At 57.7% G+C, this 12,950-nt stretch carries 14 protein-coding genes; 6 read left to right on the plus strand and 8 right to left on the minus strand.

Annotated features, from left to right (window positions below; translation table 11 throughout):
* Positions 1-3 precede the first annotated feature (3 nt).
* The 7 genes from Q0P52_RS18345 to Q0P52_RS18375 are packed head-to-tail and all read right to left on the minus strand — an operon-like array spanning position 4 to position 5,162.
* Positions 4-150 carry a DUF2256 domain-containing protein gene (locus Q0P52_RS18345; protein WP_293765950.1) on the minus strand — a complete coding sequence of 49 codons (147 nt, stop codon included), beginning with the start codon at positions 148-150 and terminating at the stop codon, positions 4-6.
* Positions 147-653 (minus strand): nuclear transport factor 2 family protein, encoded by a 507-nt coding sequence (locus Q0P52_RS18350; protein WP_293765949.1) that lies wholly within the window; start codon positions 651-653, stop codon positions 147-149. The genes Q0P52_RS18345 and Q0P52_RS18350 overlap by 4 nt, the downstream gene beginning before the upstream one ends.
* Positions 581-1,363, minus strand: coding sequence for an SDR family NAD(P)-dependent oxidoreductase (locus Q0P52_RS18355; protein ID WP_293765948.1), 783 nt, complete (start codon positions 1,361-1,363; stop codon positions 581-583). The genes Q0P52_RS18350 and Q0P52_RS18355 overlap by 73 nt, the downstream gene beginning before the upstream one ends.
* A 4-nt stretch (positions 1,364-1,367) precedes the next feature.
* Positions 1,368-1,895 (minus strand): DUF3833 domain-containing protein, encoded by a 528-nt coding sequence (locus Q0P52_RS18360; RefSeq protein WP_293765947.1) that lies wholly within the window; start codon positions 1,893-1,895, stop codon positions 1,368-1,370.
* Positions 1,892-3,100 (minus strand): cyclopropane-fatty-acyl-phospholipid synthase family protein, encoded by a 1,209-nt coding sequence (locus tag Q0P52_RS18365; RefSeq protein ID WP_293765946.1) that lies wholly within the window; start codon positions 3,098-3,100, stop codon positions 1,892-1,894. The genes Q0P52_RS18360 and Q0P52_RS18365 overlap by 4 nt, the downstream gene beginning before the upstream one ends.
* Positions 3,097-3,873, minus strand: a complete 777-nt coding sequence (locus tag Q0P52_RS18370; protein WP_293765945.1) for a DUF1365 domain-containing protein — start codon at positions 3,871-3,873, stop codon at positions 3,097-3,099. The genes Q0P52_RS18365 and Q0P52_RS18370 overlap by 4 nt, the downstream gene beginning before the upstream one ends.
* A complete protein-coding gene (locus Q0P52_RS18375; RefSeq protein WP_293765944.1) occupies positions 3,873-5,162 on the minus strand; it encodes an FAD-dependent oxidoreductase in 1,290 nt (429 codons plus the stop codon). Before Q0P52_RS18375 ends, Q0P52_RS18370 begins: the two co-directional genes overlap by 1 nt.
* A gap of 193 nt (positions 5,163-5,355) precedes the next feature.
* Here Q0P52_RS18375 and Q0P52_RS18380 point away from each other — a divergent pair, with 193 nt between their 5' ends.
* Positions 5,356-5,964, plus strand: coding sequence for a TetR/AcrR family transcriptional regulator (locus Q0P52_RS18380; protein WP_293765943.1), 609 nt, complete (start codon positions 5,356-5,358; stop codon positions 5,962-5,964).
* Positions 5,965-5,971: 7 nt separating this feature from the next.
* Here Q0P52_RS18380 and Q0P52_RS18385 read toward each other — a convergent pair whose 3' ends face one another.
* The gene (locus Q0P52_RS18385) at positions 5,972-6,763 is read right to left on the minus strand and encodes an EAL domain-containing protein (RefSeq protein WP_293765942.1); all 792 of its coding nucleotides are present in this window, start codon (positions 6,761-6,763) and stop codon (positions 5,972-5,974) included.
* A gap of 834 nt (positions 6,764-7,597) precedes the next feature.
* On the opposite strand from Q0P52_RS18385, the gene Q0P52_RS18390 reads away from it, so the two are divergent.
* The 5 genes from Q0P52_RS18390 to Q0P52_RS18400 all read left to right on the plus strand — a co-directional run bounded on the left by Q0P52_RS18390 (position 7,598) and on the right by Q0P52_RS18400 (position 12,948).
* Positions 7,598-10,984 carry a hemagglutinin repeat-containing protein gene (locus Q0P52_RS18390; RefSeq protein WP_293765941.1) on the plus strand — a complete coding sequence of 1,129 codons (3,387 nt, stop codon included), beginning with the start codon at positions 7,598-7,600 and terminating at the stop codon, positions 10,982-10,984.
* A 12-nt stretch (positions 10,985-10,996) separates the two neighbouring features.
* Positions 10,997-11,428 carry a hypothetical protein gene (locus tag Q0P52_RS18395; protein WP_293765940.1) on the plus strand — a complete coding sequence of 144 codons (432 nt, stop codon included), beginning with the start codon at positions 10,997-10,999 and terminating at the stop codon, positions 11,426-11,428.
* Between the two features lie 123 nt (positions 11,429-11,551).
* Entirely contained in the window at positions 11,552-11,737 is a 186-nt protein-coding gene (locus tag Q0P52_RS19360; RefSeq protein ID WP_366062714.1) for a CPCC family cysteine-rich protein, read from the plus strand.
* 218 nt (positions 11,738-11,955) lie between these two features.
* On the plus strand, positions 11,956-12,249 hold the full coding sequence (locus tag Q0P52_RS19365) for a barstar family protein (protein ID WP_293765983.1): 294 nt from the start codon (positions 11,956-11,958) through the stop codon (positions 12,247-12,249).
* A gap of 69 nt (positions 12,250-12,318) precedes the next feature.
* The gene (locus tag Q0P52_RS18400; protein WP_293765939.1) at positions 12,319-12,948 is read left to right on the plus strand and encodes a hemagglutinin repeat-containing protein; all 630 of its coding nucleotides are present in this window, start codon (positions 12,319-12,321) and stop codon (positions 12,946-12,948) included.
* Positions 12,949-12,950 lie beyond the last annotated feature (2 nt).

Raw genomic sequence — 12,950 nt, forward strand, 5'->3', positions numbered from 1 at the left:
AGGTCAGCGCTGCCGGCGGCAGCGTTCCGAACAGTATTTCACGTCATCCCAGCACTGCGCCCACTTGCGTCGCCAGCTCATGGGTTTGCCGCAGGCTGCGCAAGGTTTGGCGGGCAGGGCGGATTTATTGCCCTTGAAGCCGGTTTTCATGTGGACGGGCCCTCGTCGCGCACCGACAGCATGCGACGCAGCAGACGCAGTGGCGGGCCGATCAGCGGCAGCTTGTGCAGCAGCTCTTCGGCTGAGTCCCAGTAGTCGCGGTGCCGGGTGACCTTGCCGCGCGCATTGAAGCGCAAGTGGCTGCCACCATGCAAGGCATACGCCTTGCCCGTCTTGCAAAAGCGGAAGTCCCAGGTGATGAAGGCCTGATCGCCATCCAGCAATTGCTCGCGGATGACGAATACCGGCTGCTCGAGCGTCTGGAACATGTGGCGGAATACGTCGGCAATGCCTTCCCTGCTGTGCACGGTATTGAAGGGGTCCTTGAAACTGGCTGTTGCCGCGTAGAAATAGCCAATGTCCACCAGCGTGTCCGAGCTCAGATGGGCGTACCAGTCGGCCAGCTCCGCCAGACGCTGCCTCAGGTCCGCGCCAGATGGCGCAGCAGCGGCAGTCTCAGACGGTAGGGCAGCATCGCGATCAGCTTGATCCATAGCGTAAACCTGCGAGGAAAGTGGATTTCAAAACAGCCGCGCTCCATTCCGCGCACGATGCTGGCGGCGGCTTGGTCGGGGCTGATGATGCCTGGCATGGCGAAGTCATTGAGCGCGGTGAGGCGGGTGGCGACAAAACCGGGGTTGATCAGGTACACGCTCAGACCGTGGCGTTTCAGTTCCGCATGCAGCAGTTCGGCCAGGTTGATCAGCGCCGCCTTGCTTGGCCCGTAAACGCTGGCGCCGGGCAGACCGATGTAGCCGGCCACGCTGGCCACCAGGGCAATACCGCCGGCGCGGCGCGCCATCAAATCCGGCAGCATGGTTTCCAGGCCGAAGTACACGCCGGCCAGATTGGTGTCCAGGGTTTGCCGAACCTGCTCATGCCGCAGTTGCCAGCTTTGCTCGGGCCGGTAGTCGGCGGCGCAGAAGACAATGAGATCCGGTAGACGATGCAGCTCGCTCAGTTGCGTCCAGCATTGGCGCCAGGAGTCGGGGCTGGTGACATCGTGCGGCAGGATGAGCGCGCGGGGATGAGCGTCGGCCACCTGCATGAGCGAGGTTTGCCGGCGGGCGGACAGCACTACCTCGGCGCCCTTGTCGAGCAGGTGTCTGGCCAGCGCGGCGCCAATGCCGCTGGAGGCGCCGACAAGCCATACCCGCTGGCCGGGCCAGTCGCGCAGGGGCGGGTTGAGAGGCGGGAAGGGCATGGCCTTACTCCTTGCGGAAAAACAGGCTGACTTCACCCAGCCCCAGGCCGAATTTGCTCATGCGCGCGCTATTGAGCATGGCGCGATCATCCAGCAGGAACATCCAGTCATCGAAGTCCACTTCCCATTCGCGCCCATTCACCGGCAGACGCAAACTGTAACGCCAGCGCAGCGCGTTCCCTGCCACTTCGCCTTGCGCTTCGCCGATTACATCCGGTGCCGTGCCGCGCCACTGGCCATTACCTTTGGGTTCGAGCCGCCAGCTGCGCTGCTGGCGCGCGCCGTCGGCGTAGACGAAGCGTTCATCCAGAATCAGGGCGTCGCCGTCGCGGCGGCCGTTGATATCCACTGTGAAACGCTTGACCAGCTGTCCGTTGCGGTCGCGAAACATGCCCCAGGCCTGGGTATGGCCGGTGAAAAAGCGGTACAAGTCCAGTTTTGGTGTGTTGTCGCGGTAGCTTTCTACGTTGGAGGTGCCGCAACCAGCCAGCAGCGCCAGCCCGGCCAGCAAGAGCTTGCGCAGGCGTTTCATGTCCGCGCCTCCTGCAAGACAAACTGCGATACGCCGATGCTGTCTTCGTCGAAGCCGGCTTCGCAGTAACACAGATACAAACGCCAGACGCGGATGAAAGCATCGTCAAAACCGAGCTTGCGCACTGCGTCCAGCGCGTGTTCGAAGCCCATTCGCCAGCGGCGCAAGGTTTCAGCGTAGTCGCGGCCAAAATCCAGCCGGTCGTGCGTATCCAGTCCTGCTTTGCGAGCCTGTCGCTGGAACTCATTCCGGCTGGGCAGCATGCCACCTGGGAAAATGAACGCCTGGATAAAGTCGCTGCCGGCGCGGTAGCTGTCAAAGCGGCGCTCATCAATGGTGATGCTCTGGACCAATGCTTTGCCGCCTGGTTTGAGCAGGCTGCGCAGCTTGCGGAAATAGCCTTGCCAGTAGGCTTCGCCTACTGCCTCAAACATCTCGATGGAGACGATGGCGTCGTACTGCCCAGTCAAGTCGCGATAGTCGCGCCACTCCAGTAGCGCCAGGGCGTTGTCGGCCAGGCGCTGCTGGGCGAACTCAAGCTGAGCGTCGGAAATGGTGACGCCATGCACAGCGATGCCTTGCCGCGTGGCATGCTCGGCAAAACCGCCCCAGCCACAGCCTATTTCCAGCACCCGCATGCCGGGTTTCAGTCCCAGGACATCGCAGATGCGCTGGTACTTTGCCGCTTGCGCCAGTGCCAGCGGCAAATCGTAATGCCCGTCAAACCAGGCGCTGGAGTAGGTCCAGCTCGGGTCCAGCCACAATTGGTAGAAGTCGTTGCCCAGATCGTAGTGCGCATGGATGTTGCGCTTGCTGCCGCTTTTGCTGTTGCGGCGCAGCTTGTGCTTCAGCCAGTACCAGGTCCGGGCCGGCAAACTGCCTGCAGCGGCGGAGCCGAGCGCGGCTTCGTTGCGCAACGCCAGTCGCAACAGGGCCGTCAGGTCGGGCGAATCCAGCAGGCCGTCGCGATAGGCCTCGGCAAAACCGATATCGCCAGCCAACAGCAGTTTGCGGCAAGCCGCCCAGTCATGCAGCCGCAACTCGGCTTCCGGCATTTCCCCATCAGCACCGAACCAGTGAGCCGAGCCGTCCGGCGCGATCAGGCGCAAGCTGCCGTGGGTGATGTGCTTCAGGCGCGACAATAGCAGGCGCGCGGCAAACGGCGGCGCGCAGCGCGGCGCGTCCAGCGTGCGGGATAGGCTCATGGTTGGTACTCCTGCCCGTGAGTCAGACTGTTGGAAGGGGGGTGAGGTTTGCCGAAGAAAGGCACTTTCTTCAGCCACAGGCGCAGCGCTTGCCAGTGAATCCGGACAATGATGGAGACGGTCAGCAAGGGCTGGGCGAGGAGGGCGGCGCGCGCGGCGGCCGGTGTCAGCGGGCTCAGGGCGCCGGATACGCTGGTATTGAGCAGCAGCCCGTTCTCATCGTGGTAATCGATGCGCATCAGCATACGGTCCGGTTTTTCCGCCAGCCGGAAGGCGTAATGCCCTTCCACCCGGCAAAAGGGGGAGACATGCAAGCGCTTGCGGCAGGTAAGCGCTTGCCCGTTTCGTATGGGGCCGCCTTGTCGATTGGCCAGCAAGTAGGCGTGGTGCTCGCCAAAGGTGTTGTTGACATCGGCGAGTATGGCCACCAGCTGACCGGTGGCATCATGGCAATACCAGAAGCTGACCGGGTTGAAAGCGTAGCCGAACAGCCGGGGAAAGGTGTGCAGCCACACCTCGCCATCGTACGGCAGGCCGGCTTCTGCCAACTGCCGGCGAATCCAGGGCAGCAGCGGGCTGCCGTCGCGCGGGCCATAGTCGCGCGTTTGCACAGAAACAGGCCGTCGACGGTTGACGCCAAACCAGGCATTGCCGATGTCGTCCAGCGCCGACAGGCGCAAGCGCACGGCAAACACCGGGTAAAGGAAACGGTGGCGGGCGGGACGCAGGCGCTGATGCATCACCAGGCCCTTAACGAGGTAGGCGTCGGCCATCAGTCCAGTCTCGCCCAGGCCGGCAGCGCGACAAAGTCTTGCGCCACCCGCAATGCCGACTTCAGGCCATCCTCATGAAAGCCGTAGCCTGTCCAGGCGCCGGCGAACCAGGCGCGGCGCTTGCCTTGCAAGCTGGGCAGCCGGGCCTGCGCCTGGATGGCGGCTTGGTCAAACAAGGGATGTTCATAAATGAAGCGCGCGAACTCCAGCGAGCGCTCCGGCTCGCGTACCGGGTTCAGGGTTACTATCACCGGGGATGAAACGGGCAGCGGCTGCAAGGTATTGAGTAGGTAGCTGACGCAGACGGCGCGTTGCGACGACTGTCCACTGTCAGCCAGGAAGTTCCACGCCGACCACACTTTGCGTCGCCTAGGCAGCAAGGCCGGGTCGCCATGCAGGATGGCGGTATTGGGCTGATAGCGCACCGGCGCCAGCACCGCGCGCTCTTCGGCGCTGGCGTCCTCCAGCATGGCGAGGGTTTGCGGCGCGTGGGTGGCAAAGATCACGCTGTCAAAGCGCTCCTCGCCGTGGCGACTGTTTACGATGACGCCCTGGTCATCTCGTCGCACCGAGAGCACTGGCGAGGACAGGCGCAGATCGCGTATGCGCTCCAGCAGTTTTGTTACGTACTGGCGCGCGCCACCCGGGACCGTAAACCAGCGGGGACGCTGACTTACCTGCAACAAGCCGTGATTCATGCAGAAACGCAGGAAAGTGGCTGCCGGGAAATCCAAAATCTCACTACTGGGGCTGGACCAGATGGCAGCGGCCATCGGCACCAGATAGTGATCGCGGAAACGTTGGCCGAAGCCCTCCAACCGCAGCAACTCTCCCAGCGTCAAGCCCAGAGCGGAAGCGCTTTCCAGCAAGCGTGGCGCTGCTTTGTTGAACCGCAGGATGTCGTACAGCATGCCGTGGAAGCGCGGGGACAGCAGTTTGGCCCGTTGCGCGAACACGGTGTCGAGATTACTGCCGGCCCATTCATCCCGCCCTTGATCCAGCGATACGCTGAAGGACATCTCGGTGCTGCAGGACGGCACGCCCAGTGCGGCGAACAGGGCGATCAGGTTGGGGTAGGTGCGTTCATTGAATACCAGAAAACCGGTATCAACCGACAGGTTGCGGCCCTCCAGTTTCAGATCCACCGTGTTGGTATGGCCGCCGGCGTAATCTGCCGCCTCGAACAAGGTGACGTCATGGCTGCCGGACAGCAGCCAGGCGCTGCCAAGACCGGCGATGCCCGCGCCTATAACGGCAACGCGCTGACGTTGTACTGGATTAGCTTTCACCTGGGCTCCCGACATTATGGATTTGATCGCTGCGGCATATCGCCTTGGCTGCCCGCACCCTTGTGGTGCCATGATCCAATCCGGCTATCAGTGGTGAGATGCTCAAATTGCTTGGCAGGGGGCTGCGCAGTGCTTATATTCAGCATATAACTGCTTTGGAAAAAAAGCTACTGATTAGTAAAAGGTCGTACTCATGAGTATTTTAAGCAAGCTCAGCTTCAAGGATCAGGCGTTCAAGCTGCGTGAACAGACCGTGCTGGACGCCACCACCCGCTTGTTGGCGAGCAAGGGTTTCGACCTGATGACCATGGACGATGTGGCTGATGGCGCCGGCATCTCCAAGCCAAGTCTGTACAAGCATTTCAAATCAAAAGAAGACCTCGCCACCGAAGTGATGATCCGTTTGCTCGACGGTGCGCTGACGTATCTGGACGGGCTGGAGGAGACACTTGGCGGTAGAGAGAAGCTGGAAAGCCTGCTGGAATGGGCGCTGCGAGTGCGGCTGGAAGGCGGCCTGCCGTTCCTGCCTTCTACTAGTCCGCAGGTGCGGGAAATGCTGACCCGCAGCCTGCGCTACGTGCAAAGAGTGTACAAGCTGCACAAACAGTTGCAGGGGATGGTGGAACAGGCCAAGAGGGCGGGCGATATTCGCAGCGACCTGCCGACGGATGTATTGCTCTACACCTACTATTCGCGGACTTGCGACCCTGCGGTGGACTACATGAAGGACTATGGCCGTTACAGCGACGATGACATCGTGTCGCACATGCGCGCCATTCTTTTTGCCGGCATTGCCGGATGATCACTTTTCAGACGGGCAGCGTCAGGTCCGCGTCGTGCAGGCAGCTTTCAAACAGGGGCATCGATAGCAGGTAGCCCTGGATCAGCTCAACGCCGGCATCTTGCAAGCAAAACAGTTCGTCCCGTGTTTCGACGCCTTCCGCAATCAGCTGTATGTCCAACTCGTGACAGATGCCGGCAACGGCGCGGACGATGGCATGGCTGGTTTTGCGTTTGTCGATACTTCGGACCAAGCTCATATCCAGCTTGATGATGTCCGGCTGAAAATCTGCCAGCAGATTCAGCCCGGCGTAACCAGCGCCGAAGTCGTCGATGGCAGTCAGAAAGCCAATGCGCTGGTATTCGCGGAACACCTCCGCCAGCCATTTGCCGTCCTCGATACGCTCGCCTTCGACAGTTTCGAAAATGATCCGGTCGATGGGGAAACCACAGGTCTCGGCCGCCCTCAGGGTGGTGCTGATGCAGACTTCGGGACGGTAAATGGCATTGGGCAGGAAGTTGATGGACAGCTTGCCGCTCAGCCCTAGGCGCGCGGCAGTCTCAATGGCGCGTACCCGACACGCTTGGTCAAACTGATAGCGATTAGCCGGGTTTACCCTTTCCAGCACAGTCTGCGCAGGCTCGCCGCCCAGCCCGCGAATCAGGGCCTCATGAGCAAAGACCCGCGCCTTGCGCACATCGATAATCGGCTGAAAAGCGTAGCTGAAGTCGAAATCCAGGCTGCCGCCATGTCGGCACAATGAGCAGCCCGCCCCTCGGGCGGGCTCTATCGAATGGGTTTTACCGCCGCTATTGTTCATCGCGTCACTTCCCGGTTTGCCCTTGCCGGCATCATTCTACGAATGATGGATGAGTTTGAGAGTAGTTCAAGCATGCAGGTCTTGATAAGGATTGCTCCCGAGCTAGGGCATGAGGGAAAAGCGAGGGCAGGGCCGCTGATGACTTCACCTCTTGTGCGGGGCACGTCCCCCTCGGCAAAAGCGGTGTGGCCTGATCTGTTTTTCGGGCTCTTGCGGCGGAACCTCGGCAATGGCACTTTTTTCAGATGAATTCAACAGGGGCTGCTGCTTGCCGTTTCAGAGTGCTGTGCGCACTGGCATGGTGTCATGTGTGTGAAGGTGGCTCGGCCATGAATTTTCAATAACTGTCGTTTTGTAGCGACATTATTTTTAGATGTAAGTGTTTGTACGAAGTCATCATCATCTTCCCTTGTTTTCCGCAGGTTTTGGCAACGCCATCCGCCAGATATCAGGCTTTTCAGCCTTTTCCGAGTCCCAAAGACTGCCACGGCTACTTGGATGAGTCATATCCCGTCTTTACCATGCAATCTCATTAAAAAGTATGAGTTTGCATTGACAAGATGGTCGCTCGTTCCCCGTACGCCTGCAGTTTGCTGCTAACGCTAAGCCTTTGTTCCCCTAACGCTATCGCCACCTCGCTCTCAGATCAGGAATTCCTGCGTCAGCAGGAACGGACTCGCAGCCTGCGCCAAGAGCAAGAGGTCGCACCCGATGTCCACCTCCAGCAGGGTGTGCCCGCTAGTGCTATGGCCCCCCTGCCTGTCAACGAAGCTCCTTGCTTTCGCATTCAACAGCTCAAGCTGGTTGGGGATCAGGCTTCGGCGTTCTCTTGGCTTGCTGAATCAACGAGGGGCCATTCAAGCCGCCCAATCCCTGTCCGCGGACACTCAGGGCGAACAGCTTCGCAATCTGGATAGCGGCGCGCAGGGTATGGTCAGCGGCGGACAACTGACGCTCAAGGCCGGTAGTCTGGACAACGCGGCGGGCTACATCGGCAGCAAAACCGGTCTGCAAGTGACAGCGCAAAGCCATGTCAGCAACCAGGGCCAGATGGTGAGCGAGGGGACGGCAAGCATCAGCACCGGCTCGCTCGACAATCATCAAGGCAAATTGCAATCAGCTGGCGATTTGACGGTACAACTGAACCAGGGCGCGCTGAACAACCAGCAAGGCTTGCTGCAAAGCGGGCAGCATCTGGCAGTAACGGCCGGCGCTGTCGACAATAGCGCCACACACAGTACGGTAAGCGCCGCTGCCGGAGGTGACATGACGCTGACCGGCAGCCAGGTGGTGAGCGATCAAGGCACGCTGCTGCAAGCGGGCGGCAACCTCACGCTCAAGGAGGCGCGCTCCACTGACGAGTACCTCAACCACCGTGTCGAAAAAGAGTCCGGCATCATGGGTAGCGGCGGATTTGGCATTACCATCGGCAGCCGCGAACAAGGCCTGGATGGCAGCACCAGGATTACTCAGGCCACCGGCAGTACGGTTGGCGCCATCTCCGGCGACGTAACTTTGCTGGCCGGCCAGAAATACACCCAGACAGGCAGCAGCGTCATGGCAACCGGGGTGAATGGCGGCGGCGACGTCAACATCCTCGCCAAAGACATTGCCATCACCGAAGCCCGGGAAACCACGCAGAACGTCACCGACACCTGGTTCAAGCAAAGCGGGCTGACTGTTGCCATCTCGAATCCGGTGGTCAATGCCATCCAGACCGCCGATCAAATGGCCAAAGCCGCCAGCAATACCAGCGATTCCCGCATGAAGGCGCTGGCCGCCGCCAGTACCGGCATGTCAGCCTACTCCGCTTACAAAGCGGTGCAGGAGGGACAGGGGACAACGATCGACGGCAAGGACAACCAGATCAAAACCGGCAAGACCGGCGCCGACGGCAAGCCGGAAACCCGCGATGCCAACAGCGCCGACAAGGCCGGGGGGATTGATCTGAGCATCTCGCTCGGCAGCAGCCACAGCGAATCACATAGCGAATCCTCTTCCAATACCAGCACAGGCAGTCGCATCAATGCCGCCGGCTCCATCAACCTGGTCGCCACCGGCGCAGGTCAGGACAGCAACATCCTGATTCAGGGCAGCGACCTGAAAGCCGCCAAAGATATTGCCTTGGCCGCCGATAACCGCATCCAGCTGCAGGCCAGCCAGGATACGGAACAACAGCATGGCAAGAACTCCGGCAGCAGCGCCAGTATTGGCGTTAGCATTGGCAGCAGCGGCTTCGCGGTGAGTGCCAACGCCTCCAAGAGCCGGGGCCATGCCGATGGCGACAGCGTCAGCTACAACAACACCCATCTCAATGCCGGCGAGAACGTCAGCCTGAGCAGCGGCGGCGACCTGGCGCTTAAAGGCGCCGTGGTGGCCGGCAAGCAGATTACCGCCGATGTGGGCGGCAATCTCAGCATTGAAAGCCTGCAAGACAAAAACCACTACGACAGCAAACAACAAAGCCTGGGTGGCAGCCTCTCCTTTGGCACGAACGGCATCGGCGGCAGCCTCAGCTACAGCAAGAGCAAGGTCAACAGCGACTTCCTCAGTGTGGGTGAGCAGAGCGGTTTACTGGCTGGCGATGGCGGCTTCAACGTCAAGGTAAAAGGCGATACCACGCTCACTGGCGGCGTGATCACCAGCACCGAACAGGCCGTGCAGGAGCAAAAGAACCAGTTCGAAACGGGCGGCAAGCTCGCCATGACAGACCTGCACAACCATGCGGAATACCAAGCCAGCAGCGAGAGTGTCAATATCGGCACCTCGATGAACATGCAGGGAGCCTGGAGTCCGTCCGGTTCAGGGATTGGCTTTGGCAATGACAGCGGCAGCGCCGACAGCGACACCCGCAGCGGCATCAGCGGCGTGGCGGGCAACACCGCCGCCCGCACGGGAGATGCGCAGACTGGCCTCAAGCCGATCTTTGATGCGGACAAGGTGCAGAAGGAGGTGGACGCGCAAGCGCAAATCACCCAGACCTTCGGTCAACAGGCGAGCAAACTGGTGGGGGACTATGCAGCCGAAAAGATGAAGGAGGCCAATGTTATCCAGAACAAGGCAATTAAGGCTCGGGTTGAGGGGAATGATGCTGAAGCGGACAGTCTTGATGCTCAGGCCAAACAGATCAGCGATCAGTGGGGCGATAACGGTACTTACCGTATTGGGCTTCACACCGTTATAGGTGGACTGACAGGTGGCGCATCAGGGGCTGCAGGCAGCTTGACGGGGAGTTTGACGGCAGCACAAGCCGCTGACTTGCTTCAGTCCTCCGGTATTACACAAGAAAACGACCCCGCACTTTACAATGCCCTAGTCACATTGGCTGGAACGGCAGCTGGTGCAGCGGTTGGTGGCACTGCGGGGGCCAGTACAGCATTCAATGAGGTTACAAATAATTATCTCAAGCATCAGCAGATCGCTGACTTGGCAAAAAAAGTGGCCGCTTGTCGGGCTGCGCATGATAGTGGTTGTGTAAAGACCGTAGTTGACGAGGCTACAAAACTATCAGATGCCAACTCAGAAGCTATGCGCGCCTGCCAGACAAGATCTTGTTTGGATAGTCATATGCGCGAGATTAATGATGCGGCACTTGTATATAATCAAATCCAGAACTTGGCCCAGGGTGGTGTTGATGTAGCAAACTTGGCTTTTGGTAACAGCAAGACTCCAAGAGAAACGGATACTCGCTATTATTTGGATGTAATTCGTCAGAATCCAAGCTTACAAACCCCATATGAAAAGCAATTCTATGCCATGGACCATGCAAAGAGGGCTGGATTTGAACAGCTGCTCTTCGGACATCCTTTGAGTGAACAAGAGCGTTATGCACTGTTAACTGGGGCATCAGGCAATCCGATACAAGGGGTTCTTGCTGATGCGGCTGCTGATTATGCAAAAGGATTGGGAGTTAGTAATCAGCAGTTGGCAATATTAAGTATTGGTCTTGGTGTATTAAAAAAATCAGGTACTTCTGTAGCCAAGCCTCTTGGCTTGGGCTCTACTGGCAGAACGACTCCGGCTAATCTTACTGAACAACTTGCAATGCAGCAGGTAATGTCAAATCACACTGCTGGGCGGCAACTTCCTGTGCCAATGACTGACCCTAGATGGCCTGCAAGTGATGGATGGGTTAAGATGAGTCAAAATGTAAATGGGGTGGAGATTCACTATGTATACAATAGGATTAGTGGCACTGTCGATGATTTCAAATTCAAATGAAACGGATAGTCAATGAAAGTTTTATGTTTATTTAATTCTGGAGAGCATGTTGGAAGTGAAGAGCGCTTTCTAGCAGAGTCCGATGATACTAAGTATTCACCCTTGGAGGTGGGTGAGGTGTACCGCGTTATGGGTATAATTTTTTATGAAAAAAGGATTGATTATCTTGTCAGCAAAAAGAATATTCAACCTATCTGGGCTCCATCCTCTCTATTTCGCATTGAGAGTAATAAATTTCCGCAGCATTTTTGTGCTGAAAAAATAAATGACGGTCAGTATAACTGGTTGGCTCAAGAGTATGGGGCAAAGTTTATTATTGGCTACCCGGCTCTTGTAAATTCATTTAGTCACTTTGTAGGCCTTCAGGAGCGAGAAGCTACTGATCTTGCTATTTTTTACAGTGCATATGAGGAAGGCTATGGAGAGCAGGATTCGGAATTGTAAGTGCAGTACCAAGTTGCACTCAGGGTGCATTGTGAATTGCTGAGGAAACGACGCTGTGACAAAGCGGCATGGTGGTCAACCACAAGCGGATGGGCCGGCTTAATGAATAGCAGCTCGGTAGAAATGGGTGAGTGCCCTTGCTGTGGTGATCGCACAATTTCCGTTTTGGGAGATTATGAGATATGTCCAATTTGCCTTTGGGAAGATGATCCGGTTCAGTTTAAAAAACCAAATATGGAGGGAGGAGCAAATGAGCCTAGCCTTAACCAGGCGCGGGAAATATGGTTTCGCAGCCCACATGGAAAGTAACACGTGGCTGATCAGACCCAGGTCAATGGCCTTGGTTTTGATGGTAGTGCCTGTTGCAAGGGCTTTGTTGCATAAATTAGTACTTGCGACCATCCGGTGTAGAGTGACATGAAAAAATGAGTTAGCCAGGCTTCTTTTTAATATCAGGAAATACTGCGGCCGATGTTATTAATTCATACAAAAATTCCTCCTATTTAATTTTTGAACTCCCTGACGGGATTTTCTCAAAGGACACTTTTTGCAATGGCGTTAGAGCAACATTGCCGCTTGACCCTCCTCTGGCAAGCAATCACAGCTGGGATGCCATTAATGATTCGCTTTGGTCTGGGTTGGAATTATTGCCGGAGGAGAAATTGCTAATAATATGGCGCACTGCAAGTGAAATGAGGGCTCATGATATTCATAATTTCAAGATAGCATGTGATACCCTTGAAGATTTGCCAAAGTATATTTGTGACAGCAAAAAGCGAGAAGGCAAAGAGGCAAGTTTAGCTATTGTTGTTGTGGTTTGATTCCTAGTTGCCGGTCGCGACATTCAGGCAGTAGCGGCTGATATCTCCAGCAACAAGGGGCAGGTCCAGTTGCAGGCTGCGCGGGATATCTCACTGGACAGCGGCCAGCAAACACGCACGGTTGACTGGCAGGGCCACCATACCGAAGAAGGCACCTTCTCCAGCAAAACCATCGATGAGCGCTATCATGACCAACAAACCATTGCCAAAGGCAGCAGTGTTTCCGGCGTGACGGTAAGAGCCGCTGCCGGCGGCGACATGACGTTGACCGGCAGCCAGGTGGTGAGCGATCAAGGCACGCTGCTGCAAGCGGGCGGCAACCTCACGCTCAAGGAGGCGCGCTCCACTGACGAGTACCTCAACCACCGTGTCGAAAAAGAGTCCGGCATCATGGGTAGCGGCGGATTTGGCATTACCATCGGCAGCCGCGAACAAGGCCTGGATGGCAGCACCAGGATTACTCAGGCCACCGGCAGTACGGTTGGCGCCATCTCCGGCGACGTAACTTTGCTGGCCGGCCAGAAATACACCCAGACAGGCAGCAGCGTCATGGCAACCGGGGTGAATGGCGGCGGCGACGTCAACATCCTCGCCAAAGACATTGCCATCACCGAAGCCCGGGAAAGCACACAGAACGTCACCGACAGGCTTTGTTGCACAAATCAGGGCTTGCGCCTGTCCGGTAGAGTGACCGCATGAGC

Source organism: uncultured Aquitalea sp., from assembly GCF_945957525.1.
Taxonomy (GTDB): Bacteria; Pseudomonadota; Gammaproteobacteria; order Burkholderiales; family Chromobacteriaceae; genus Aquitalea.

Excerpts from the sequence above, each read along its gene's own strand:
- Q0P52_RS18370 (WP_293765945.1), bottom strand. The coding sequence starts at position 3,873 with ATGGCCGACGCCTACCTCGTTAAGGGCCTGGTGATGCATCAGCGCCTG.
- Q0P52_RS18360 (WP_293765947.1), bottom strand. The coding sequence starts at position 1,895 with ATGAAACGCCTGCGCAAGCTCTTGCTGGCCGGGCTGGCGCTGCTGGCT.
- Q0P52_RS19360 (WP_366062714.1), top strand. The coding sequence starts at position 11,552 with ATGGGTGAGTGCCCTTGCTGTGGTGATCGCACAATTTCCGTTTTGGGA.
- Q0P52_RS18365 (WP_293765946.1), bottom strand. The coding sequence starts at position 3,100 with ATGAGCCTATCCCGCACGCTGGACGCGCCGCGCTGCGCGCCGCCGTTT.
- Q0P52_RS18355 (WP_293765948.1), bottom strand. The coding sequence starts at position 1,363 with ATGCCCTTCCCGCCTCTCAACCCGCCCCTGCGCGACTGGCCCGGCCAG.
- Q0P52_RS18395 (WP_293765940.1), top strand. The coding sequence starts at position 10,997 with ATGAAAGTTTTATGTTTATTTAATTCTGGAGAGCATGTTGGAAGTGAA.
- Q0P52_RS18385 (WP_293765942.1), bottom strand. The coding sequence starts at position 6,763 with ATGAACAATAGCGGCGGTAAAACCCATTCGATAGAGCCCGCCCGAGGG.
- Q0P52_RS18345 (WP_293765950.1), bottom strand. The coding sequence starts at position 150 with ATGAAAACCGGCTTCAAGGGCAATAAATCCGCCCTGCCCGCCAAACCT.
- Q0P52_RS18380 (WP_293765943.1), top strand. The coding sequence starts at position 5,356 with ATGAGTATTTTAAGCAAGCTCAGCTTCAAGGATCAGGCGTTCAAGCTG.
- Q0P52_RS18350 (WP_293765949.1), bottom strand. The coding sequence starts at position 653 with ATGGATCAAGCTGATCGCGATGCTGCCCTACCGTCTGAGACTGCCGCT.